The sequence below is a fragment of the Butyrivibrio sp. XPD2002 genome (genome assembly GCF_000423945.1).
Lineage (GTDB): Bacteria > Bacillota > Clostridia > Lachnospirales > Lachnospiraceae > Butyrivibrio.
The window spans coordinates 1-22,920 of record NZ_AUIY01000013.1 but is presented as its reverse complement, the minus strand read 5'-3'; the positions used below and the strand labels follow the sequence as shown (position 1 = coordinate 22,920).

At 41.6% G+C, this 22,920-nt stretch carries 25 protein-coding genes and 1 pseudogene; 9 read left to right on the top strand and 17 right to left on the bottom strand.

Going from position 1 to position 22,920, the window contains the following annotated elements; all coding sequences use genetic code 11:
- Positions 1-79: 79 nt before the first annotated feature.
- Positions 80-1,351: an ATP-binding protein gene (locus G587_RS0107955; protein WP_026491802.1), complete on the bottom strand. Its 1,272-nt coding sequence runs from the start codon at positions 1,349-1,351 to the stop codon at positions 80-82.
- 421 nt (positions 1,352-1,772) lie between these two features.
- Between G587_RS0107955 and G587_RS25395 the strand changes: the two genes are divergently transcribed.
- The gene (locus G587_RS25395; protein ID WP_155829454.1) at positions 1,773-1,940 is read left to right on the top strand and encodes a hypothetical protein; all 168 of its coding nucleotides are present in this window, start codon (positions 1,773-1,775) and stop codon (positions 1,938-1,940) included.
- Between the two features lie 19 nt (positions 1,941-1,959).
- On the top strand, positions 1,960-2,334 hold the full coding sequence (locus G587_RS0107945) for a hypothetical protein (protein WP_026491801.1): 375 nt from the start codon (positions 1,960-1,962) through the stop codon (positions 2,332-2,334).
- Positions 2,335-2,495: 161 nt separating this feature from the next.
- Here the strand turns inward: G587_RS0107945 and G587_RS0107940 are convergent, their stop codons facing one another.
- Together G587_RS0107940 and G587_RS21920 are read right to left on the bottom strand one after the other, a co-directional pair.
- A complete protein-coding gene (locus G587_RS0107940) occupies positions 2,496-2,996 on the bottom strand; it encodes a hypothetical protein (protein ID WP_026491800.1) in 501 nt (166 codons plus the stop codon).
- Complete coding sequence (locus tag G587_RS21920; protein ID WP_242830052.1) at positions 2,993-3,832, bottom strand: ABC transporter permease; 840 nt, start codon at positions 3,830-3,832, stop codon at positions 2,993-2,995. The genes G587_RS0107940 and G587_RS21920 overlap by 4 nt, the downstream gene beginning before the upstream one ends.
- Positions 3,833-4,013: 181 nt before the next feature.
- On the opposite strand from G587_RS21920, the gene G587_RS21915 reads away from it, so the two are divergent.
- Positions 4,014-4,877: an AraC family transcriptional regulator gene (locus G587_RS21915; protein ID WP_035786119.1), complete on the top strand. Its 864-nt coding sequence runs from the start codon at positions 4,014-4,016 to the stop codon at positions 4,875-4,877.
- 196 nt (positions 4,878-5,073) lie between these two features.
- Here the strand turns inward: G587_RS21915 and G587_RS0107925 are convergent, their stop codons facing one another.
- The 8 genes from G587_RS0107925 to G587_RS0107885 all read right to left on the bottom strand — a co-directional run bounded on the left by G587_RS0107925 (position 5,074) and on the right by G587_RS0107885 (position 14,121).
- On the bottom strand, positions 5,074-5,361 hold the full coding sequence (locus G587_RS0107925; RefSeq protein ID WP_196812535.1) for a hypothetical protein: 288 nt from the start codon (positions 5,359-5,361) through the stop codon (positions 5,074-5,076).
- 30 nt (positions 5,362-5,391) lie between these two features.
- Positions 5,392-6,189, bottom strand: coding sequence for a class I SAM-dependent methyltransferase (locus G587_RS0107920; RefSeq protein ID WP_026491798.1), 798 nt, complete (start codon positions 6,187-6,189; stop codon positions 5,392-5,394).
- A 116-nt stretch (positions 6,190-6,305) separates the two neighbouring features.
- Entirely contained in the window at positions 6,306-6,965 is a 660-nt protein-coding gene (locus G587_RS21910) for a flavin reductase family protein (protein ID WP_051200894.1), read from the bottom strand.
- Positions 6,966-7,313: 348 nt separating this feature from the next.
- A complete protein-coding gene (locus G587_RS0107905) occupies positions 7,314-7,601 on the bottom strand; it encodes a hypothetical protein (RefSeq protein ID WP_026491797.1) in 288 nt (95 codons plus the stop codon).
- A gap of 459 nt (positions 7,602-8,060) precedes the next feature.
- On the bottom strand, positions 8,061-10,172 hold the full coding sequence (locus G587_RS21905; RefSeq protein ID WP_051200893.1) for a helicase-related protein: 2,112 nt from the start codon (positions 10,170-10,172) through the stop codon (positions 8,061-8,063).
- A 68-nt stretch (positions 10,173-10,240) separates the two neighbouring features.
- The gene (locus G587_RS21900; protein WP_051200892.1) at positions 10,241-12,157 is read right to left on the bottom strand and encodes a VWA domain-containing protein; all 1,917 of its coding nucleotides are present in this window, start codon (positions 12,155-12,157) and stop codon (positions 10,241-10,243) included.
- A 98-nt stretch (positions 12,158-12,255) separates the two neighbouring features.
- Positions 12,256-12,741 (bottom strand): hypothetical protein, encoded by a 486-nt coding sequence (locus G587_RS0107890; protein WP_026491796.1) that lies wholly within the window; start codon positions 12,739-12,741, stop codon positions 12,256-12,258.
- A 144-nt stretch (positions 12,742-12,885) separates the two neighbouring features.
- On the bottom strand, positions 12,886-14,121 hold the full coding sequence (locus G587_RS0107885; protein WP_026491795.1) for a 6-phosphofructokinase: 1,236 nt from the start codon (positions 14,119-14,121) through the stop codon (positions 12,886-12,888).
- 193 nt (positions 14,122-14,314) lie between these two features.
- Between G587_RS0107885 and G587_RS0107880 the strand changes: the two genes are divergently transcribed.
- A complete protein-coding gene (locus G587_RS0107880; RefSeq protein WP_026491794.1) occupies positions 14,315-14,602 on the top strand; it encodes a hypothetical protein in 288 nt (95 codons plus the stop codon).
- A gap of 10 nt (positions 14,603-14,612) precedes the next feature.
- Here the strand turns inward: G587_RS0107880 and G587_RS0107875 are convergent, their stop codons facing one another.
- The 5 genes from G587_RS0107875 to G587_RS21895 all read right to left on the bottom strand — a co-directional run bounded on the left by G587_RS0107875 (position 14,613) and on the right by G587_RS21895 (position 17,598).
- On the bottom strand, positions 14,613-16,001 hold the full coding sequence (locus tag G587_RS0107875) for a hypothetical protein (RefSeq protein WP_026491793.1): 1,389 nt from the start codon (positions 15,999-16,001) through the stop codon (positions 14,613-14,615).
- A gap of 137 nt (positions 16,002-16,138) precedes the next feature.
- Positions 16,139-16,588, bottom strand: coding sequence for a cysteine hydrolase family protein (locus G587_RS0107870; RefSeq protein ID WP_026491792.1), 450 nt, complete (start codon positions 16,586-16,588; stop codon positions 16,139-16,141).
- A 101-nt stretch (positions 16,589-16,689) separates the two neighbouring features.
- Positions 16,690-16,893 (bottom strand): hypothetical protein, encoded by a 204-nt coding sequence (locus G587_RS0107865; protein ID WP_026491791.1) that lies wholly within the window; start codon positions 16,891-16,893, stop codon positions 16,690-16,692.
- Positions 16,894-17,003: 110 nt separating this feature from the next.
- Positions 17,004-17,171 carry a hypothetical protein gene (locus G587_RS25390; RefSeq protein WP_155829453.1) on the bottom strand — a complete coding sequence of 56 codons (168 nt, stop codon included), beginning with the start codon at positions 17,169-17,171 and terminating at the stop codon, positions 17,004-17,006.
- A 91-nt stretch (positions 17,172-17,262) separates the two neighbouring features.
- Complete coding sequence (locus tag G587_RS21895; protein WP_035786117.1) at positions 17,263-17,598, bottom strand: hypothetical protein; 336 nt, start codon at positions 17,596-17,598, stop codon at positions 17,263-17,265.
- A 173-nt stretch (positions 17,599-17,771) separates the two neighbouring features.
- Here G587_RS21895 and G587_RS0107845 point away from each other — a divergent pair, with 173 nt between their 5' ends.
- The 4 genes from G587_RS0107845 (at position 17,772) to G587_RS21885 (ending at position 20,960) form a co-directional block, all read left to right on the top strand.
- Complete coding sequence (locus G587_RS0107845; RefSeq protein WP_026491790.1) at positions 17,772-18,062, top strand: hypothetical protein; 291 nt, start codon at positions 17,772-17,774, stop codon at positions 18,060-18,062.
- 248 nt (positions 18,063-18,310) lie between these two features.
- Complete coding sequence (locus G587_RS26605; RefSeq protein WP_035786115.1) at positions 18,311-18,622, top strand: PspC domain-containing protein; 312 nt, start codon at positions 18,311-18,313, stop codon at positions 18,620-18,622.
- Positions 18,623-18,674: 52 nt separating this feature from the next.
- Positions 18,675-18,914 (top strand): hypothetical protein, encoded by a 240-nt coding sequence (locus tag G587_RS0107835; protein ID WP_026491789.1) that lies wholly within the window; start codon positions 18,675-18,677, stop codon positions 18,912-18,914.
- 705 nt (positions 18,915-19,619) lie between these two features.
- The gene (locus G587_RS21885) at positions 19,620-20,960 is read left to right on the top strand and encodes an endo-1,4-beta-xylanase (RefSeq protein ID WP_051200891.1); all 1,341 of its coding nucleotides are present in this window, start codon (positions 19,620-19,622) and stop codon (positions 20,958-20,960) included.
- A 70-nt stretch (positions 20,961-21,030) separates the two neighbouring features.
- On the opposite strand, the gene G587_RS0107820 is transcribed toward G587_RS21885, so the two are convergent.
- Entirely contained in the window at positions 21,031-22,590 is a 1,560-nt protein-coding gene (locus tag G587_RS0107820; protein ID WP_026491788.1) for an ABC-F family ATP-binding cassette domain-containing protein, read from the bottom strand.
- Between the two features lie 193 nt (positions 22,591-22,783).
- Here G587_RS0107820 and G587_RS25385 point away from each other — a divergent pair.
- A pseudogene (locus G587_RS25385) lies at positions 22,784-22,920 on the top strand (IS1380 family transposase); the annotation flags it as partial.

Sequence of the window (22,920 nt, the reverse complement as noted above, 5' to 3'; positions counted from 1 at the left end):
CGTGTAGTTCCGCTTTTCATCCCCACTAATTCATTAAATCCTTTCGCAAACAAACGGTGTGAAGGGATATAATATTCAATCAGAATGCTGCCCCCATAATAAACTTATAAACAGGTATCACTTCTATAGTAAGTCCATCTTTTGTAATCGTACGTTCTTCCTCATTAGTAACTATAATAAGGCGACGTATTCCCTTTGTTTTCTCTGCAAAAGATACAAGGCTCTTAGTCTCTCTGTCTTCTGCCGTTTCTAAGCTGTAGGCAACCTGAATTGCGCAGTCTTCTCCCGGAATAAAGAAATCAATATCTATTCCCGTCTGCGTGGATTTGAAGTAATATACTTCTTCGCCAAACCTACGCTTTAAATATATTGCAACTGCATTCTCCAAAAGCGCTGATGGTTTATCTACAAGGAACAATGACAAAATGCCATTATCATAAAAATAAAACCTTGGAGTGCTCTCTTTTTCTGCAAACTTCGAAACATAATTCCTGTTTCTGAACAGGAGATATGCGTTTTCAGCGTACGAAACGTAGTCAATCATCGAATCTGTTGATGTCTTAATTCCTGTTGCTTTTACATTCCCTGCCAGCGTATTAAAAGAAATTTCATGCATTACCGTTTCAGCTATTTTCTTTATCATAAGCCTGAGGGCCATCTTATTATTCACTTTTTCACGCTCTATAATGTCTCCAAGGAGAACCTTCTCATAGACACTCTTAATATATTCTCTTTTGTTGGATAAAAGCTGCGCTTCAGGAAAACCACCACTCAAAATATATTCCTGGCATCCTCTGCGAACCTTTGCCACTTTGGACGTTGTCAGAAGTGCCTTTTCGTCATGAGCTATCTCCTTGTAATCCAGTGACTCACTAAGAGAAAAAGGCATGATCATTTTGGACAAATATCTGCCTCCAAGAGCCTTTTCCATTTCAGAGCTAAGCATCTTAGCATTGCTTCCCGTAATGTATACGTGCTTTTTCTGATCAGCCATTCTTCTGGCAAAATGTTCCCAGCCATCAATGATCTGAATCTCATCAAAGAAATAGTATATCTCTTTGGCATCTGTGAGCTCATAAGCAGTCTCTACGATGTCATTATAGTCATCCTTTGAAAACCCCAAAAGTCTGTCATCCTCGAAATTGACATAAATTATCTGAGACCAGTCGCATCCCGCTTCAACAAGTTCTCTGGCTATTTTATATAAAAGTGTCGATTTTCCCGCTCGTCTAAGCCCGACAAGAATATAATTGACATTCTTTTCGAAGTCATAGTCACGTTCTATGATTTCAGCACTTTGAATTATCTCAATCTGATCTAAAATGACCCGTTTCAATATATTATGATTCATGTTCGTCTCCAGTTATCATATTGATGCGATGATCTATATTAATTTTATCGTGTGCATACGACAATATCAAGCATTTTTATCTTGTCAGCAAGACAAACCTGTAATCCCACAGAACTCATATCCTTGTGACTGTGCTTTAAACTGCAAAACTTCATTGAAGATTGTTATTTGGGTTCAAATAATTCTCTAAATTCATTTCTGCCCGGAACCCATTATTATTTCTTGCAACACCCTCGTCATGACAAAGTACAAAATCTAAATTTTTTATAAATTCTCATATGTGCATAGTAATATTTTTTCTTCATACTTTATAAATGTTTTATCCTACTGCCCAACTTTGTACATATTTTTGGGATAAGATTTTCAAAACCAAAAGTCTGAGTGCAAATACCTCGGATATTTTAGTATGGGAGGAAATTACATGGAGAATAAGAAACCCTTTGACACAAAAAGTCCAAAGATCATAGATACGATAGAATGCAATGGCAAATATAAAAATGTTTCTACAATACAGGGCAAGATCATCGCAGCCGGTTCTGTTCTCATAGGAATAGCTGCTTTTATTGGTGTGCAGATTTTCTGCCTTTAAACTGCCAGGGAATTTTGTTATGAAGAAACAGGTCGTGTACAACATCTCGAAGGAGCAGATTTATTACATAGAGGAGTATACCTTTACCATTGTCTATGGTAATACCCTGTACTGGCTATACTCCGAGCGGATGCCTATGCTACTGCCCTTTCTTTCGCAGAAGAAAAAGGATAATGTATCTCTTGAAGAAATGCTTGAGTACTGTAAGAACCAGCAAATCCAGATCTATCCCATGACCTTCAGAAAGCGCAAGCTGATGACGAGCATAGCATCCTATTTTGAACTTCTAGACATGAGAAGGCGCGGACTCCTTATTAGGAGCGGATTTCTGGCAAAACTCATAATAGAATATTCCAAATATTGCATTGCAAGATATCCTATGCATATAAGATGAATGCAACTCATACTTTGACAAAATAATCAAAGAGAAAGCCCCTTACCACGCAGGTAAGGGGCTTAAATCATATCAGGTCTACAGCAGGTTTTTGTCACGAACCAAAATCATTTTCTATATCGGAAATAATTAAATGTATTCCTGATATAAGACTAAACTAATTATTTCTGAACCTTTGTAATATAGAAGGTCTCTCTGTATGTTCTCTTAGCCTTCTTATCAACGTATGTAACCCTAATAGGAGTAGTTATAGCAAATGCCTTCTTTTCGATAACTTCATTTTCACTAGGCTTTACACCTATCATAGAATAGTCTTTACTATTCAGCTTAACCTTCTTGCCATTCTTAACCTTCTTCCATGTGTAAGTGCCATCAATAGACTTGTCTGCTTCTTTATATTTACCATCAACTACATTAGGGCTGCCTACTTCGATCTTCTTAAGCTTAAATCCGTCATTCATTACAACAGAGATCTTACCAGACTTAGCTGTTGTTGTGTTATCTCCCCAGCCCTTTGTCCAAAGTCTATTGTTCTGAAGTCCATCATCCTCTGCTCTTCCGTTTGTCAAAACCTTTCCAGCAAATGTAACAGTTTTAATAGCCTGTGATGCAGCTTTAACAATAACCTTAATGGTTCTCTTCTGAGTAGAACCATCCTTCATCTTGCAGTCAAATGTACGGCAGTCGCATATGAAAAATCGCCCTGAGCAAGTCCCATTCTGTATACATAGGAGTCAATAACCTCAGCTCTTATCTGATTCTGAGAATTCATAAGTACCAGCGTCTGATCCAGATTCGACTTAAGCAGTGAGCTTATGGTCAAAATAAGATTAAGACTTATGATCATGCGAAGATGGGGAAGCGTGATGCTTATTATCTGTCTTACTCTGCCCGCACCATCAATCTGCGCCGCCTCGTAGTAAGTAGGGTCAATTCCGGCCATGGTGGCAAGATAGAGGATTGTGCCCCATCCTGCTTCCTTCCAGGTATCTGCAATTACCGCTATCCACCAGTACTTGTCAGCATCAAGAAGGAAGTTTACCGGCTTATCAAGAATGCCTACGCCCACAAGTATCTGATTAAGCATTCCCGAGGTTGATAGCCAGTTGATCACCATTCCTCCAAGGATGATCCATGATAAAAAGTGGGGAAGGTAGGATATCGTCTGACTTATTCTCTTAAAGGGGCCATCCTTTAACTCATAAATCATGATTGCCAGGATTATCGGTGTGGTAAATCCGATAAGAAGCTTTAACAGGCTGATGCCCAGTGTGTTCGTTACGGACTGCCAAAAATACTTATCGCCCATAACAATTTTGAAGTTATCAAGTCCTACCCATTTTGCTGTTGATAAGGTGTCGATTACGGTGTAGTTTTTGAACGCAATTGTCAGTCCGTAAATCGGGTAATAGCTAAAAATGAGCATAAAAATAATACCCGGCAGAACCATAAGCTGCAGCGGCAACTGCCGTCTTAAAGCACGTTTTGTAGTTTTCATATCTTTTTTCCTCATGTCTTTCATGAATGTTATTCTACTTATCCGGCATGGGTTAAAAAAGCGCCTATTCTGTTTTATAATAGGTCGATTCCGTCTTTTTACTATTGGACGCATTTTAATTTTTATGCAATAATATTGGAACTTGCTGATTTACATGGATTTTTAGATTGGAAAATATTTTATGGGTAAAAAAGATCTTCGTCATGAAAATGACAGAATTACAGATGGTTTTGATATATTCTTCTGGATATTTAATGACTCCAGCAGCTATGTACCAACCCACTGGCACACTGCTCTTGAAATAAACTACATTCTTGAGGGAAGCGTGGACGTTGCTATCGCAAATGATATAGCACATCTTTTACCAGGGGACATAAACATAGTAGATTCGAATGTACTTCACTCCACAAAGTCGGTAAACGGAAACAAGGCGATTTTGATTCAGCTTCCCCTGCAGCTCCTTGAGCGCTATATACCTAATTATTCGGAGCTTTGCTTTTCCTTTGACCCCCACTGCGATGATCTGGAGAGCAAGCGTAACAGGTCAAGACTTATCCTGACCATCGAGGAAATGCGCAAGGTCTTTGAAGAGAAAAAAGATGGCGGAATCCTAAAATTCAACAGCCTTCTTTTTGATCTTATGTATCAGCTATATCACAATTTTTCTTATCCTAAGGAGAACGACAATGTATCTCTTGGGCAAAAGAACTTTGATCATATAAGGGCTATAATCAAATACTCTGGGCAGCACTACATGAATCCCATCTCCATAGGAGAGATAGCCTCTGTGGTGGCTTTTAGTGAAGATTATTTCAGTCACTTCTTTAAGAGAAATATGGGTGTGTCATACCTTCAGTACCTGAACGAGCTTCGCATGTCCCACGTTTATAAGGATCTGATATACACAGATATTCCGCTAAAGGACATTCTGGAGCAGCACGGCTTTACCAACTACAAGCTTTTCCGCCGCATGTTCCAGGAGGAATTCCACACCACTCCGGGAGAGTACCGAAAGAAATACAGCATGAAGAATGCAACTGTTTGATTTGTAATTATTTGTGAACAAACTAAAATACCGGATATGAACCTGTTATCAGGCCCATATCCGGTATTTTTACATAGGTATCGTAACCGTTATCCATTACATACTTAACAAGAGGATGGTTAGCATTGAGGATAAGGGTCTTTTCTCCATTTTCTTTTTTGTATCTTGGTGAGTTATATTCAAAGAATATAACGCACTAACACTTCAGCCATTCCACTGATGTCTTGAGTGCTTCTATTGTCTTCGTTTCCAAATAAGCCTCCGTTACTAAAGGGTTAAAATCTGCAATATTAAGGTTCTCGTCCAAATGGATTGTATAATAAATCTCTGCATCCTCTGCAATTCTGATCAGATCATCAATCTGTTCCAACTTATCCACCTTGTATTCAGGGAAATTCATATTTAGTTCGATGAATTGCAGATTAAGCCTCTTACAGAGATTTACATTATCCTGTAATGTACGGTTTTCAATTAGAGTTGGCATTCCAAATTGCATTTTTATTTCATACTCTCCTTACTGCTTTTTACCCTGAACGATCATAGAAAGCGGGAATCCTGTGCAGTCTATATCTGAAAATCCTCCGCTGATATCATAGTCAAACTCCTGTAGTCCAGTAATCATGATTCCGTTGCTACACATACCCGACATAATTTCTGACATGGAATGTGTATAGTCGGTAAATGTCTTAGACTCATAGTTCTTCTGGGTCATATAATACATGCCACCGTTACCCGTCCACTCATGCTCAAAGTACGAATAATGGCACTCCTTTTTGTGGTCTGGATTGTACGGCTCATCACCCTGTGTCGCAAGCATATTCGTGCAGGGATGCTGCTCGTTTATCACTATTACCGCTCCAAGCTTCATACACTTTGCTATAACTGCAAAAAAACGGTCCAGATTATCAAACCAGCACAGCGCACCAATAGTGATGATCACAACATCAAACTCCTCTTTATGGCTGTCATCGATATCGTATACATTTGCCGCCACAAACTCGCAGGGCAGATTCAGTTCTTTGGCCTTTTCATTAGCAAAAGAGATCTGGTTTTCTGCAATATCAAAGCCTACTCCCCTTGCTGCGCTCCCACTCTTCACCAAAGAAAGCAGTTCACGTCCATTATTACAGCAAAACTGACCGATTACAGCACCCTTGGTATTAATCTTTTTCAGAACTGCCACCATTTCATCGTTAAAGAACGGATAATCTTCTTTTTCCACCCGCTCAGTTATATCTGCGCCCCAAGAAGCGTGTCTGTTATCAAATGCTTCTTCCCATGCAGCTTTATTTCCTTCAATGTATTTTTCCATAACTGTGTTCCCTCATTCACAACTTCAACCGCATATCTAAGTATTTCTGAGTCTTATCTTCAAAGCCAAGCTTTCGATAATCCTGAAGTTCCACGTGTCTTATTTCCATAGTTGTATTAATACTCCATAACATCTATCTTTTTCTTAAGAACTGCTGCGTAGTCATGACCTGTCTTTGTTACTTTTTCTGGATCCATCTGATAGTGAATGTTGTAAAGAATTCCGTTTTCTCCGGTACGATCAGTAATATGATCTTCATCAATATGAATGCCGACTACCTCAAGGCAGAGCATAACATGATCATCACCCGGTACGATTTCCTTTTCCCAGACGAACCTGCATTCAAGGTTCATAAAGCATTCCCGAACCATAGGCGCGTTAACCCATGATGCCTTTTCAACAGACATGCCCGAAGCCGTAATCTCATCTGCTTCAAACTGATTGTTTTGGATTGTCGCCATACATGCCGCATGATACTCTTCAGACATGAAATTGATAACGGCTTCTTTTGTCTCGTTTATGCTCTGATACAGATGTCCATTTTTATTCACGCTGGCAAGAATAGCATAGAATCCATTACCACGATCGGCACTTGTAAAGGTTGACCAAGACTGCATGCAGGCATTTGGTTTACCATTGGATTTGTATGTGGTAACAAGAAAAAGCGGAGACGGAACAGTCGCCACGAATTCCTTCCATGAGAAGCCAAAATTCTTGGAATAATCTCCGTATGTTCCTTTCAAGCTTTCAGGCATATCATTGTATCGATATTTCATATTCTTACTTCCTTTCCAATCTCCTCGTACCCTCTAAGCACAATCTCATAATACAGATAATCGCCGGTAATATTGTCTTTTCTACTTGTCCCAACCTGAGTTTTAGTATTTATCAAGTAGTTTCTGCCTTAATATTAGCTCTTTCCTACGAGTCTTATCTATTCTTAAGCAATTTTCACGTAGTCGATTGCTTTTAGGTGGTCATTTCCTACGCGTGAAATCCCTGTTTGACCATTTTTCGCGTAGTTATTGCCCGAATGTCAATTAGGCTACTTGACCTTATTTGCTTTGTGGCATTCGACGTGTAGTTACACTTTTCATCCCCACTAATACATTATCTCCCGCAATTTAATGTTCTTCTAGTATCCTTGCCAGCTTGACCAAGAGTATGTATATAGTGTTTGTATTTGTTGGAGCCCAATCCCATCCCTTTGATGCATTAGCATGAGACTTTGTCCATGTCGTCTTCTGTAATAAGGATTCATTACTAATCAGCGACTTCATTTCATCCACAATATAATCTCTTTCTTGTTTTGTACTTTCGACGCTAATGCCCTTTTGTTCCATTTCATCAACTTTTTCGCACTCAGTTATTATATCGTGCATCACTTGTTTTATTTTATTAAAGTCTTTCACTTTATTGTATCCTCGTATGAAAATTCACTGTAGTATTATCATCGATTATCCCTAAGCAGAAAGCGGCTTACAATCATCTTGGTGTCCTCTTGACGGGTAGCACACCAAATCTATAGATTAGTATAGCAAGCTTACCCACTTTCAACCTAGTACCACATTTTGGGTCATATAGACGTACACCTTCACGGATCACAGATTACTATTTTCCCTCCCTTTATACCAGAATAACCTTTTATCTGACAACTGACTGAACTTTTTCAGCGATAACAGTATAACGGAAGATATTGAAATGCCTTTATACTTGTTTTTTTCATCCGGAATTCATAAATAATATTCTATCGGCGTAACACAAACGTAATTACGTCAACTTTTGTATCCAGGCTTTACGCCAATTTATGCAAATTTTCTCAAACAGGTTGAACCCAGCCCAAACCCACCATAAATCGAGTAGGCTGACTCCTATCTTCTCCCCCTCAAATGCCTCCTTTTCCTGAAGCACTCCTGGCAAATGTTGAACTTATACGACCATTTAAGCTTCTTTCCACAGTATGCGCATGCCCTGAGGTTCAGCTTCTGCTTATCAAGAATCCTGAATATCTTCTCTGAGATCAGGCGCTTACTTTCCAGGATCTTATACAGATCATCTGCATCTCCGAAAATACGTGTGAATGCATACAAAAAATCAAACACAGCACTTGCTGTTTCAAGCTCACCAAGCGCGTTCTTATCGTCTTCATCGACAGTCATAGCTTCATAACCCGCCATGGTCTCATAAATATTGGGTTGTCTTCCGTCATTCAGAATCTTGTAGTAATCCAGATAAACGCCGAAAGTATCCTTATTGTCCTCATTTATAGGGATTCTGATGAACTTCCTTATAAGCTCCCTGTTATCCTTAATGCTCTCAAGGGCCTTGGCTATGCTGATTTTCTCTGAAATATCGCCCTTGTTATAGTACTTTTCAGCGGGAATCTTGTTCCAGGTTTCGAGAATAGCTGATATTCTGCCGTTTTTATGCAAAAAGTCCTCAGGTATGTTGATCATTACCTGCCTAAGTGGCACCAGTCTGCTAAAAAGAAGTCCCTCGATAGTCTCGTAGTCGTAGTAAGAAGTCACATACCCAGTATCATAAATGCCGTATCTTCCGGCTCTTCCCGCAATCTGCTTAACCTCAGAGGAGGTGAGCGGTCTCTCGTCTACACCATCGAACTTGATGGTCTGCAAAAATACTATCCTTCTGATCGGAAGGTTCATGCCCATGCCTATGGCGTCGGTTGCAACCACCACTTCCGTGTCGCCGTCCGCAAACTTCTTAGCCTCCCTGTGCCTTACGTCATAGGGAAGAGATCCGTAAATTATGCTACATCTGACACCGTTCTGCTGGAGCTCAGCCGCAACGCTGTGTACATCCTTTCTTGAAAAAACAATGAGGGCATCACCTTTCCTCACATCAGCAGGAAAGTCAAAGTCCATCGCGGATTCATCCATAACAAGTGGTGTTTTTCTTTCATGGTACTGCACTTTGTATGAATCCCCGCAGGATTTGATCATGCGAATAAGCAGATCCTCTGCATCTGCGGAAGCACATACATGTATAATCTTAGCCCTTACACCCAGAATCGCAGCGGTCCAGTAGCCACCTCTCTGACGGTCAGCAGCCATCTGAGCTTCATCAATAACCGCCATATCCCACTCTTCCGCAAGGTCAAGCATCTCAATCGTCGAGGACTGATGGAAAGAACCGGGCATAAGTATCCTCTCCTCGCCTGTTATCATGGAGCAGGGCGTACCTTCCCTGTTCATCCTCTCATACTGCTCATAGGCAAGAAGGCGCAGAGGCGCCAGATATATGCCATTTTCTGCGCTTTTAAGGTCCTCCATGGCCTGATAGGTCTTACCGGAATTAGTAGGACCTATATGAAGGATAAATCTGCGCTCCATCTGCCTTGCAAGCGGAAAAAGCTGCGTGTAATCATCAGGCGTAGAGGTCTCTATATTCTCAAAAAGAAGCCTCTTTGCCTCCATTATCTTCTGATAGCGCCTTGTGGCCTTCTGATAATGGGGATTCTTCATAAGCTGCTCAAATACCACCTGCTCGGATGTATTGTCCTTAACATAGGCCACAATCCCCTTCATAAAGCGGGATTCCCTGAGATACCTCATTATTACCTTAGAGATGACCTTTTTCCTGCCGGATGATATAAATTCCAGTATCTCTGTCCTGTCTGACTCCCAGAGCACGTCTATGATCACATGCCCCAGCTCCGGGATTAGCTGCGTGAGATATACAGTATTTACTCTGCTTTGAAAATCCCTGCAGAATTTCTCTATATTAGCACCTGATATCTCCTGCTTTTCGGTCCTTCCAAAGCTTCCATGCACTGTTATGTAAATGCGCTCCGTTTTAAGGACATCAAGAAGAGCGCTATGAATAGCATAGGCCACCGTAGCGCTGTTTTTCTCAAAATATGCATCAAAAGCATCCCCGGGGAAGGTTTCCCTGACATCCCGGAGCTCTGCGTTAAATTTCCTTTTCTTTGCTATGTAGTGATTTGTCCGTTTCTTCTTCATGCCTCTATTATATATGAAAATCCGCCACCCTTAAACAGAGTGACGGATCTCATATTTTTATCTAAATATTATTCCACTACATACTTGGAAGGATCTTCACTGACCTTCTTAACCATATATAAAAACTGGAGTTTTGAAATATCATCTGTTACGCCTGACAGAGTCTTAAGTCTGTCATAAACTGAATCATAGGTTGTTGTTCCCTTGTTGTCAGAGTCGCGCATAAGCATTCCAAACTGTGCTACGCCGCAGGCCCATGAAGTGTCATCATCCATCTTATCCTGGAGCATATCGTAGGATACAGGGTACTCCTTGAGGACGCTTTCTGATGCCTCGGGCTCTTTATATCTGATATTTACTGTAAGGAGCTCACCTTCGGGTGCCTTTGCCTCTTCCTCTTTCTTATCCTGATATTTGGACTCGACCTTAGGCATATCCATCGCTGAATCTGTAGGAACTATCTCGTAGAGAACAGTTACGCACTGGTTTGAACCGATCTCGCCGCCGTCCTTTGTATCATCTGCGAAATCCTCAGCTGCCATAGCTCTGTTTTCGTATCCAATAAGGCGATAGCCTTTGACATTTTCAGGATTGAACTCGACCTGGAACTTTGTATCCTTTGCAACGGTATAAATTGTGGACCATAGCTCTTTTTTCAGAACGCGCTCTGCTTCATCCGGGCAATCGATGTAAGCATAGTTGCCATTTCCATGGTCGGCCAGAGCTTCCATCTTATCGTCCTGGTAGTTACCTGTTCCGAATCCGAGGCAAGAAAACATAACTCCTGTTTCCTTTTCTTTCTCGATAAGATCTATAAGTCCGGCCTCTGAAGTTGTTCCAACATTGAGGTCTCCGTCTGTTGCAAGGATGACACGGTTGTTTCCGCCATCTATAAAGTTCTTCTCAGCGATTTCATAGGCTGTGATTATTCCCTGGCTTCCGTTTGTGGAGCCGCCTGCTTCAAGCTGATCGATGTAGTTCTTGATCTTCTTGTGGTCACTGCCCTTTACGCCCTCTGCAACTACTTCGGAAGATCCCGCATAGGTTACTATGGATACGCGGTCATTTTCATCAAGGCTGTCTGTCAGAGTCTTGAATGCGTCCTGTACAAGGGGAAGCTTATCAAAATCGTACATGGAACCTGATGTGTCGATAAGGAATACGATATTGCTTCCTTTTTCAGGAATGGCTTCCTCAGTCTTTAAGCCGATCTTCAGAAGAAGTGTATCTTCATTCCAGGGGCAGGGGTTAAGAGTTGTTGTAACGCCAATCTTTTCGCCCTTTTCAGGATCCTTATAGTCGTATTTGAAGTAGTTGATCATCTCTTCAACTCTGATTGCATCGTTGTCTATTCCATAACCGTAGTAATCATAGTCAACGCCCAGAATTTTCCTGCGAAGATTAGAATAAACAGCAGTATCTGTATCTGCGCCGAAGGTTGAAAATGGCTGTGTGCTAACTGATGTAAAGCCCGACTCTGTTACGTTCTTATAGGACTCTGTATCCCATATCACAGGCTCGTCCATGGAAGGCGCCATATCATAATCTGCAGAATAGTCCTCCGCGCATGATTCTTCATAAGCCATAGCAGTTTCTGTTTCGCAGCTCTCCTCTGCCATGGGTGCTTCTGCAGTGGCTGTTGCCGCATCCTGAGGTGATCCGCCTATAAAGTTAGTAATCTCATTCAAAATTCCGCCGGTTGACTTAGTGGTTTCATACTTATCATATTCCATGCCACCTTTAAGATAATCCTCGTAATCTTTTCCGGCATTTCTGATAAGCCTGTCCATCTCTATTGAAGACAGAGCAGGAGCCTTGGCCTCTTTATCCTCGTCCGCTTTGACATTTTCTGCCTCATCCGGCTCTTCATCGTTATTCTGTTGTTCCTGGGTAGGATTGTTATTTACCTGGGGTGTCGGCTGACTGCAGCCCGAAAGTGTGATTGTAGCTACCAGTGCAAGTACCAATATAGATTTCCTTTTCATAAATATATCCTCCTGAAAGCGTAGTTTTACCGTTTCTACCCTATATACAGTTGGGGATATAAAAATGTTGCAAAGGAATTAAAAAATTTTTTTATTTTTTATTCGTCGTCGTCATAATCGAATTCGTAATCGGGCTCCTCATAGCTATCCTCGTAATCATCATAATCCGCTTCCGCATCATCGAAGTCATCATCCTCCTCGGAATTCACATAATACAGAATGTCCGTAGTAAGAATCTCCTGAATAAAGGTATAGCTTCTGTCGCCCTTTTCCCAGTCAGAGGCCTCTGACTCCCTGTAGGCGCTGGTTAAGGTCAGAATTTTATCGTCACTTATATCGTAAAAAAAGTATTCCTTGTCCGACGGGCCATGCCTCAGCACGATCATACCCTTCTCGAATTCTTCCCATCTTCCGGAATTGAGACCTTCGCCACTTGATGTAAAATCGCCTTCTTTACTGAAAGTGATCTTACCATCCTCAGAAGTCCATGTGGTCTGGGAAAGTCCGCTGGTTTTTGATGCGCCGCAGCCCCACAGAGCAAGACAAAATATCGCTGACAAGGCTGATAAAACAAATTTCTTCATGCAAAAAGCTCCTTTATAAATTCACCCCGGCGATAAAATTATCTGCCACTTTCTTCATCCTCTAATGATACGTTACATCAGTTAATGAAGTATAAAAAAAGGATTAAATAACTCTTTTATTTCTGCATGAAGAAATTTCTATTGTTAATTATTTGCTTTTAAATGTCTTACGTCCAAATACTCCGGAACACCGTTTTTAAAGCGGATCACCGGCTCTCCTGCGATCAAAGGTCTAAGGTAGGTCAGCATTTCTTCTGTGACATCGTTTCCTTCGGCATTTATCCAGCTATCGGGAACATTTTTAACAAGGTTAGCCGTATCATGAATATCCTGATAATCCGTCTCTACGCAGTAAGGCGTATCACCTGTTCTTTTCAGGGTTACCATAACACCGCTCTTACCCTCCTTGGCAAGAAGGAGCGCGCGTTTTCCCTGCTCTGCAGACTCATTAAGGTCTGTAAGGGATGCCAGATGCGAAGCACATCTCTGTAAAATATTGACCTCAACGGAGCGAACCTTTACACCGATACGCTCAGCTACAAGGCTCTCAAGGGCTTTTCCAGCGCCGCTAAGCTGATTATGTCCGAAATTATCGGTTGATGTGGAGGATGCGCTTATATAGTTGCCATCCTTATCGCGTATGCCCTCAGAAACAGCCACAACAACGCTGTTATTGGTCTCAAGGAGCCTCTTTACATCCTCGATAAATGCGTTCTCATCAAAGGCTCTCTCCGGAAGATAGATAAGGTGAGGCGCGCAGGAATACTCATTTCTTGCAAGGGCAGAAGCCGCTGTGAGCCAGCCTGCGTCTCGTCCCATTACCTCTACAATAGTCACTGACTTAACAGGATAAATGTAAGTATCATGGGCTATCTCCAATATCGAAGAAGCTATATATTTAGCCGCCGAACCAAAGCCCGGAGTATGGTCGGTGCCACACAGATCATTATCAATTGTCTTGGGAATACCTATAATTTTGACGTCGCTACCAATTTCAGCAGCATATTCGGATAACTTAAGAACTGTATCCATGGAGTCATTGCCACCGATGTAAAAGAATGCATTTATATCATGCTCAGCAAAGAATTTGAAGATTTTTTCATATATTTCAGGCTCATCCTGATGTTTGGGAAGCTTGTATCTGCATGAACCAAGATACATAGCTGGTGTGACCTTTAGTTTCTCGGCAAAATCCGGGATAGTGGCCTGAAGCTCCGACAGATTAAGAAGCTTAGAATTAAAAATACCTGTAATTCCATTTATGGAACCATACACGGTATCAAAATACCTGTTTTCCTCATTTGCCAAAAGAACACCGGCAAGTGATGCGTTAATAGCAACTGTTGGCCCACCTGACTGGGCGATGATGCAATTATTCAAAACTGTACCTCTCCTGATAGATTACTCCTCATTGCCACGCATTTCTCATGGCAATATATTTTTTCCGACCGGATTAGTCTACTTTATTCAGAAAAAAAATACAACTTTAATTAATAATTTGTTCGATTGAAACACCAGTTCGAAAGGAGTATCATATAGATAACCGAATGTATGTTCTATCGGAGGATTTACCATGAGCAAAATCTATGAAAATATTGATGTTATATGCGCACATAAGGCAGACGGGAGCATAATCCCGATTCGTATAAGGTTTATGACAGATGACGGCGAATACCAAACCTTTAATATAAAGGGCTATCGTGAGGCTGAAAAAAGAGGAGCCCGAACCACAGAGGACGGCATTTTCGTCTGCGATTCAGGCTTCATATTTGAATGTATGATATATGTTTTTAATACGAAAAGGGTAGTCAGACTCTACTACGACCCAAAGACCAATACCAATTGGAAAATGGCCATCTGACGTTACTCAGCTACACCTTTTTCTGATATGCTACCCCGCCGGCCTCAAAGCCCTGCACCTCCTCGGTTCCGTAGGCATCATATTCATCATAATCGAATTTAGGAATTGCGTTAGCTTCAGGCTGGTCGGTACTTTCTGCGGCCTCCGCATTCCCTGCATTTTCTGCAGCCTCTGCCTGGGCTTTCTTCATTTCCTCCACATATTCGATCTCGTAGTCAATCTCTTTAGCAAGATACATGACTCCCGCAGCATGGACCACATCACCGCTCTCGAAGGCCTTCTTCACTTCCTCTTCGATCTTCTTGTGAAGGTTCCCCTTGGGGAAGGTCTTTAAAACATCCACTGCAGGCCCAAAATACGCCTCGTCAACGTCTCTGATGCACTTGAACAGGAAACTCATACCGTCTGCATTTGCGGGGTATCTGAGGGTATTCATGACCTCAACAGCATTACACACGCAAAACTCATTTTTATACTGTGTAAAGTGCAAAAATGACGATAACGGAGCCTTCTTTTTCCTGATGGCATCTGCGGTCTTTGCCACCTCTACATCCGACAGAACCCTCTCAAAAATAGTCCTGTTGATCTCTGTTTTATTAAAAATGGGAATGTATCTATACCCGCTTTGCTTATTCCTTAAATATCCGTCCTTATCAGAAGCATTCGCCTTCTCCCAGAGGTAACGAAGTCTGCTAAAGTCAGCCTTATCAAGCACATCATCTGGTCTCTGAAAGGCTTTATCGAACTTTTCATCGGCTTTCCTTGGCATATCGGTATAGTAAACGCCTCTATCCTTGAAAAATGCATCAATCTCGTTCTTTACGCCAAAATACTTAGCCCTTAAGGGAAGTCCTATCATGCCCCCATCTATGGTATATATAACGTTTTTCTTGCGATTATAGCCGCAAATAAGATCCACAGGCATATAACCGCCAAACATGCATATCCACTTATCATCCTCACTGACCGTAATATGCTTCAGCTCTTTTCCGTCTTTTGTTTTATATGGTGAAAACTGCGAGCTATTAACTATATTCATGACCTGATCTTTTTTAAGCATCTTTTCAAAATGCGGCAGATCGCTGAACTTATCAGGCTTCTTCACCTTCCTGCGGGCTTCCTTGGGATCATGGAGCAGCGCATCTACGTTTAAAAAGCCCAGTGGACCATCCAACCGTATCGAAAATGAAATAACAAAACTTATACCTATACCAACGGTACACGCAAGCCCTATTAAGGAGGAATTCTGGGACCAAAGCGTTAGCCCAAGCCCTGCAGCCATCCCCAAAAGCATCGTTATTACCCATCGCACTCCCCAGGCACATATATAAATAAGGCCCGCTAAAATATTTCCTACGGGGCCTCCTTCTTTAAAATACTCAATTACTTTCCTTATCATCTCTGGTTCCCTAAAATACAATACTTCCATGCTTTATCTAATTTTCAGCCAAAGCATTATATATTATATCCATATAAAAAGCGGTTTACAATCAGAGACTGCAAACCGCCTGGATACTCGCAATATTATGTTTTTCTTTATAAAATCCTTACACCTGCATCTTCAAGCTTTTTCAGCGTTTTTTCATACACCTTGTCATTGCGTGCGCCGACACAGGCCCTTACTATTTCTGTCTTATAACCCAGTTTTAAAGCATCCATAGCGGTTTTCGCCACGCAGGATGAGCCATCTATTCCTATAAGCTCAAGCTCTGTTGTTTTGAGCGACTTTATCTTGTGAGCAAATTCTTTGGACGAGAAAGCGCTTGGCCTTCTCTTTTCAAAAACCAGATCTGAAACCAGAAGCAGGTCATCAGTGAGCTCGTATCCGGTATTATTACCCGTCACTCCCACATTTTTCACGTATACGATAGAGACATCCTCTTCCTCGTGGGCAAGCTTAATCTTTTTGTTGATATTCTCCACAAGTCCGTCATCATATCTATCCATATACTTTTCCTGCATATCGATAACAACAAGTGCCCTCATAAGAACCCCCTTTTTCTCATCGGTGCATTGTCTATGAAAACTTATTTTGATTTTAAGCTGAAACAGGCTTTTTATCAAGTTTTATTCTCGAAGCCAAGACCTCATGCGCCCTTTATGGCCTTGATCCACTTGCCGCTTCTAAGGCGAAGTACGCACCATACACACTTGATAATCTGATCTATTTTTATGAAAAAATATACCCAGAATGCCGGCAGATGCCATATAAGACCTGCCAGTATACCAAGGGGAACAGAGGCGATCCACAGGAACAATACGTCCGCCAGCCCAATCTGGAGCTTTATCATCACCTCAGAATGCGTGCTGTGGCTTACGGATGCCTGTCATAATAACAGGATTAGCTCCGCAAAAACATATTAAAACTATAAAAGTGATGGAACTGCATACTGCAATTCCATCACTTTTCATTTGTATCTCCAATTCCCTGAGAAGATTCTTCCTCAACAAGAACAAACCTGTCGTCAGGCTGCTTGCACCTCGGGCATACATCTATGTCACGTATGCTTTTGCCCTCTTTTTCCTCATCAAAAATGTATCCGCATGCTCTGCATCTATAAACTGCCATATCTGCCCCCTTTCAGAATAACAACATGTTTATATATTAAGGATAACAAAAAAAGCTTCAGGATGCCATATAGCGCCCTGAAGCCAGTATATTAATCGTTAGATTCTGTAGATGCGTCTGTCTCTGCACTATCCTCAGCTGCATCATCTGTAGCAGTCTCATCTGTTGCTTCTGTAGCATCATCACCTTCAGCCTCTACCTCAATAGGCTCATCTGCTGTAGGAGTTGCCTCATCAGTTATCTCTGTAGCTGCTACCTGTGCAGGATGCTTGGATGCATATACTCTCCATCCGGCGAAGCCACAAACCGCCACAAGCACTACCAGACTTACGATCTTCGCGATCATCTTATTGCGTTTCTGCTTGGCAAGTCTTGCCTTTCTCCCCTTTTTCTCTTTCTTGTACGCGTCAACTTTTTCCTGACTCATTGATTCTACCTCCCATTTTTATAACGTGATACACGCAGATACGTGCTCGTATAAGAACATAATTAACATAGCAGAAAAATGTGTACTAAGTATGAATATTTTTATATATGCTTTTCATGAAAAATTGTGATATAATTCCAATTCGTGACTAAAAGTAAAAGGAAGGTTTGAGATTGACTAAGACAGAATTTGAAAAGCTCCTTCTTGATGAAGGCTATGTATGTGAGCAGGGAGCACAGTATCCCTCAGTTATCGTATATGATAGCAAGGACGTTAAAACCGTTTCTAAAAAGGTACGCGCTTTGTGTAAAAAATGCGGATATGAGTCATCCTTCGCTGTTCGTTCCTTCAGGGAGGGCATAAAAACATATCCACAGAATACAAAGGCTGAAGATAATGTTGCCGAGGTAATTGATATTGAAAATGGTGAGCAGCAGGAAGAAACTGCAGCCGTTTCAGCGTAAATCCATATCTTTTAAGGCAATAGCCACTTATAAAAGGCAGAATCAGTGCAAAGCAGGTCATTATCCGTGTGATGGGGCCTGTTTTTTCTATAGGCTGATAATATACGTTCAGGAAGTCGACATATACGCTGCAAAAGAAAAATAAGAATGGCGTTTTTGCTTAATGAAACATTTATGTGAAGACTTTTTAGTCCTACAATCGTTTTATAAACAGGAGCTGCTTTTAAAAGAAAGTGAGGAAAGTGGTTATGAGTGGAAAAAAGCTTCGTAAGAGCAATGATAAAAAGGTGTGCGGCGTATGCGGAGGAATCGCAGAATATTTTGATATGGATCCTACCGTGGTCAGAATTATATACGCATTACTTCTTGTGTTTACAGGAATAGGAATTCTTCCGTATTTCCTGGCTGCAATAATAATGGATGAGCCTGAAAATGATGAAAATAGCTCAACCTACGCAGAAACAAACAGTTACTCGGCAAATAATGTATATGAATCAGATGAACCCGTTGGTTTTAAGCCTGATTCTAATGACGAAGAGGTCAGAGGTTTCAAAATCTGACCTGGATATTCCGGGATCCTTGATCCCGGGACTTTCGAAAGAGGTGATAGGCATGAACAAAAAGCTAAAGAAATTCGCAGGCATGGGAGCAATGATAATCGGTGTATTGCTTACTTGGGAAGCTGCCAGCGAAGCTAACATGATGCTGATGTGCGAATGCATATGCCTTACTTTCATAGGAATGTTCTATACATTCCCGATTATGGAGAATATTAAGCGAGTTATGCAGGAAAATCGGAAAACTAAGGCATCTAAAGCAAATAAGACCGATGAATCACTGAATATAATATAAACGAATAATGATATTGTTGATAATTATATAAAGCAAACAACCTAATATTTGATATAGTTACATCCATTGAACAGAGCTGGCCCCCTATCCAGCTCTGTTCTTCTTTATATGTATTCGTAAACTCTTCTATAACTTCATATGCTATATCTCAGCAATATACTCCCCAAACTCAACAATTACTGAGTAGAAGCCGCGCCCGTTTTACGGCTATATTAGTTTAATCAGAGATATTTTTACAAAAACTAAATACCGGAGGCAGACGTCAACTACCACGCACCTAAAGGTACGTGGCTTGCGACTCCCTTGTAGTTCGTTGCAATAACTCCTACATTTTGTCGGTGAGACTTCCGTGGGGTCGCATCATGGGACGGTTGACACCGCCCCTTACAGACAAGACATGCTTATCTGTAACTGTATCAGGTACTCTATATATTAACCTCACGGATAATATATTCCCATGCAGTACAGTAAACGCTAATGCTTGAGTATATTTTACGTAACACCAAGACTTATGTGTTACAACCTCATATATACTTGCCAATGTACAAAGAGTGCCTTTGGTGAACAGCGCACCTAACGGTTTTCTCGTAAAACTTGCTGTTGAGTACATTATAGCATGTATGTTCTTGGATAACAATTTACAAGGCTCCTCCCACCGCCCAAGGGCAGTGGGTTTCTGCCTACGAAACCGAAAGGATTATATTTATGAAAAAAGCTAAATTACTAAGTGGTATTATCGCGTTATCGTTACTTGCCGGCTGTGGAAGCAATCCCCCTGCGGCAGACACTTCCAGTTCTGAGAGCACAAGCGTCGAAAGCACTGTTTCAGCAGAAGAAAATTCTTCCGTTGACACCGAACAAAGCGCTTCCGTAGAGGAAGAAGTCACTCCAACAGAAGAAGACAATGGCACTACTTCCGTTTCTTCTGAAGAGGACAATGACGATACTTCCGCCGCAGACGATGAATACGCTGATGCAGTACTTAAGGATCTGAGTGCTGATTACTTCACCTTTGGCGTCGGCATAAACGGCAGCACACTGGAGAATCAGACACTCAACATTCCTGAATATATGGAGCTTGCCAAGGAACAGTTCAACAGCTGCACAATGACAAACCTTATGAAAAGCTGCTATATCCTTGACCAAGCCGGTTCAATTGAAAGCTTAAATAGCGGCAACGGGGAGCCTGCTCTCTCATTTGCTTCTATCGATCCCACCCTGAAATGGTGCAGTGAAAACGGCTTGAAAATGCGTGGTCACACCCTTGTTTGGCATACTCAGGCCCCTGAATGGTTCTTCAGGGAAGGCTATGTTGATGATGGAGAATACGTAGACAAAGACACCATGCTGATGCGCATGGAGAGCTATATTAAGCAGCTCCTTACCCATGTTCAGGAGGAATATCCCGGTGTTATTTATTGCTGGGATGTTGTGAACGAAGCAGTTGATCCCGACAGCGCGGATCCGGACAGCCCCTTCAAATGCAGAACAAAGATTGAAAACGCACCTAATCCCTGGTTTGAGACCATAGGCCAGGACTATGTGGAAATGGCATTTACCTATGCAAGAAAATATGCTGACAGCGATGTTAAGCTCTTCTACAACGACTACAACACCTATCAGGCACCTAAGACAGAGGGTATCTATACTCTTTGCGAGTCACTTAATGAAAAGGGCCTGATCGACGGCATCGGAATGCAGGGCTACTGGGGTATCGACTATCCTCCGATCAAGGATATCCGAACCGCTATAGAGAAGTTCTCTGAGCTTGGTCTTGAGATACAGGTGACAGAATTATCTGTCGGCGTTGACAAGGAAAACGATGACATGTTCCAAAAGCAGGCCGATAAATACGAAGAGATCTTCAATCTCCTCTGCGACATGGATACACAGGGCGGAGGCCCCGCAAACATAACAAACGTCACAGTATTTGGCCTTGTAGATCATTATCGTGAAGGCGATGGCACCAATTCCAGGCTTTTCGATGAAAATTACAGCCCCAAGCCGGCCTTTAAGAAAATTGTTGATGTACTTAAATCCAGATAATAGCCATTTTCTAATCCCTTTCTTATTAATCAAAAAATGACGGCGAAAGCCGTCATTTTTTGCGATTTCTTTAGATTTTTGTAGTCCATTTTGTACAATCTATTACTTCTGTAGCCAGATCCTCATAAAAATCAGGTTCATGGCATACCATGATAACCGTTCCCTTATACTCTTTCAAAGCTCTGTGAAGCTCATCCTTAGCATCGACATCCAGATGGTTTGTAGGCTCATCGAGTACAAGTATGTTTGATTCCCTGTTCATAAGCTTGCAAAGTCTTACCTTAGCCTGTTCTCCTCCGGAAAGTACCTTACACTTACTCTCTATATGCTTGGTAGTAAGTCCGCATTTTGCAAGAGCTGAGCGAACCTCGTACTGTGAGAAGGACGGGAATTCGTTCCATATCTCCTCAAGACAGGTGGTCTCGATATCGGGAGACATCTCCTGCTCGAAATATCCTATTTCAACATGCTCTCCTCTCTGTACCCAACCGGATATTGAAGGAATTATTCCAAGGAGGCTCTTAAGCAGTGTTGTTTTACCGATTCCGTTGGCTCCCTTGAGCACGATGAAGGAATTTCTCTCAATCATGAGATTTAAGGGGCTTGAAAGCGGCTCATCATATCCAATAACCAGGTCCTTTGTCTCAAAAAGAACCTTTCCGGGTGTTCTTGCTGTCTTGAAATAGAATTCCGGCTTCGGCTTTTCCTGTATCTTCTCGATAATTTCCATGTTATCGAGCTTTTTCTGCCTTGCCATAGCCATGTTCCTGGTGGCAACTCTTGCCTTATTTCTTGCAACGAAGTCCTTAAGGTCTGCAATTTCCTGCTGTTGTCTGTTATAAGCAGCCTCTCTCTGGGCTTTTTTCATTTCATAGACTTCCATGAACTTGTCATAGTCACCTACGTATCTCTCGAGACTGTGTGTTGTACCATCCATGTGATAAATGATATTTACCACGCTGTTAAGGAACGGAATATCATGGGATATGAGAATAAAGGCATTTTCATACTCCTGAAGGTATCTTGTAAGCCACACGATATGCTCAGCATCAAGGTAGTTCGTAGGCTCGTCCAGAAGCAGAATATCCGGTTTTTCCAAAAGGAGCTTCGCAAGAAGGATCTTGGTTCTCTGTCCACCGGACAATTCAGTAACGTCTCTGTCCAGTCCCAGCTCCAAAAATCCCAGAGCCCTTGAAACTTCATCAATTTTGGAATCAATGAGATAAAAATCGTGATTTGTAAGAAGATCCTGGATAGTACCGAGCTCCTCCATGTACTCCTCAAGCTGCTTCTCATCAGCATCTCCCATGGAATCGCAGATTTCGTTCATCCTGCGCTCCATCTCATACAGGGGCTCATAAGCAGAGGCAAGGACATCTCTTATTGTCATGCCTTCCTTCAGAACTGCATGCTGATCAAGATACCCTGCCTTTACATTTTTGGACCACTCAATATTACCCTCATCCGGCATAAGCTTGCCGGTGATTATATTCATGAAAGTTGACTTACCTTCGCCGTTTGCTCCGACAAGTCCGATATGCTCTCCCTTAAGGAGTCTGAATGAAACATCGTCAAATATGGCTCTGTCGCCAAAACCATGGGTGAGATGCTCTACGTTTAAAATACTCATATGTTACACCTTTTCTTTTCAGTAAATATAGCCTGAATTATTCACGGCTTAATTACAAAGCCGCATAGTTACTGCATTTAAACTGCATATTGCTTTCACCCAATAAGTGAAGCCTTAGGGGTATTAATAAAGCCCCGATTCTGTTACAATTTTAGGTGTCGAATCCAAAAACATAACAAAAAAGAGGCTTCATATGTCTAGTTTAGATTACACAACCTTAGAAAGCAATAAGCGTTTTAAATTAAATTTTGACGGAGGTGATTTATCCTCCGATGCTGGTCTTCTCCTAATAAAGGAATTCATCAGCAAACTGCACTTTGACAAGCTGAT

Excerpts from the sequence above, each read along its gene's own strand:
- G587_RS0107955 (WP_026491802.1), bottom strand. The coding sequence starts at position 1,351 with ATGAATCATAATATATTGAAACGGGTCATTTTAGATCAGATTGAGATA.
- G587_RS25395 (WP_155829454.1), top strand. The coding sequence starts at position 1,773 with ATGGAGAATAAGAAACCCTTTGACACAAAAAGTCCAAAGATCATAGAT.
- G587_RS0107945 (WP_026491801.1), top strand. The coding sequence starts at position 1,960 with ATGAAGAAACAGGTCGTGTACAACATCTCGAAGGAGCAGATTTATTAC.
- G587_RS0107940 (WP_026491800.1), bottom strand. The coding sequence starts at position 2,996 with ATGAAGGATGGTTCTACTCAGAAGAGAACCATTAAGGTTATTGTTAAA.
- G587_RS21920 (WP_242830052.1), bottom strand. The coding sequence starts at position 3,832 with ATGAAAACTACAAAACGTGCTTTAAGACGGCAGTTGCCGCTGCAGCTT.
- G587_RS21915 (WP_035786119.1), top strand. The coding sequence starts at position 4,014 with ATGGGTAAAAAAGATCTTCGTCATGAAAATGACAGAATTACAGATGGT.
- G587_RS0107925 (WP_196812535.1), bottom strand. The coding sequence starts at position 5,361 with ATGCCAACTCTAATTGAAAACCGTACATTACAGGATAATGTAAATCTC.
- G587_RS0107920 (WP_026491798.1), bottom strand. The coding sequence starts at position 6,189 with ATGGAAAAATACATTGAAGGAAATAAAGCTGCATGGGAAGAAGCATTT.
- G587_RS21910 (WP_051200894.1), bottom strand. The coding sequence starts at position 6,965 with ATGAAATATCGATACAATGATATGCCTGAAAGCTTGAAAGGAACATAC.
- G587_RS21905 (WP_051200893.1), bottom strand. The coding sequence starts at position 10,172 with ATGAAGAAGAAACGGACAAATCACTACATAGCAAAGAAAAGGAAATTT.
- G587_RS21900 (WP_051200892.1), bottom strand. The coding sequence starts at position 12,157 with ATGAAAAGGAAATCTATATTGGTACTTGCACTGGTAGCTACAATCACA.
- G587_RS0107890 (WP_026491796.1), bottom strand. The coding sequence starts at position 12,741 with ATGAAGAAATTTGTTTTATCAGCCTTGTCAGCGATATTTTGTCTTGCT.
- G587_RS0107880 (WP_026491794.1), top strand. The coding sequence starts at position 14,315 with ATGAGCAAAATCTATGAAAATATTGATGTTATATGCGCACATAAGGCA.
- G587_RS0107875 (WP_026491793.1), bottom strand. The coding sequence starts at position 16,001 with ATGATAAGGAAAGTAATTGAGTATTTTAAAGAAGGAGGCCCCGTAGGA.
- G587_RS0107870 (WP_026491792.1), bottom strand. The coding sequence starts at position 16,588 with ATGAGGGCACTTGTTGTTATCGATATGCAGGAAAAGTATATGGATAGA.
- G587_RS0107865 (WP_026491791.1), bottom strand. The coding sequence starts at position 16,893 with ATGATAAAGCTCCAGATTGGGCTGGCGGACGTATTGTTCCTGTGGATC.
- G587_RS25390 (WP_155829453.1), bottom strand. The coding sequence starts at position 17,171 with ATGGCAGTTTATAGATGCAGAGCATGCGGATACATTTTTGATGAGGAA.
- G587_RS21895 (WP_035786117.1), bottom strand. The coding sequence starts at position 17,598 with ATGAGTCAGGAAAAAGTTGACGCGTACAAGAAAGAGAAAAAGGGGAGA.
- G587_RS26605 (WP_035786115.1), top strand. The coding sequence starts at position 18,311 with ATGAGTGGAAAAAAGCTTCGTAAGAGCAATGATAAAAAGGTGTGCGGC.
- G587_RS0107835 (WP_026491789.1), top strand. The coding sequence starts at position 18,675 with ATGAACAAAAAGCTAAAGAAATTCGCAGGCATGGGAGCAATGATAATC.
- G587_RS21885 (WP_051200891.1), top strand. The coding sequence starts at position 19,620 with ATGAAAAAAGCTAAATTACTAAGTGGTATTATCGCGTTATCGTTACTT.
- G587_RS0107820 (WP_026491788.1), bottom strand. The coding sequence starts at position 22,590 with ATGAGTATTTTAAACGTAGAGCATCTCACCCATGGTTTTGGCGACAGA.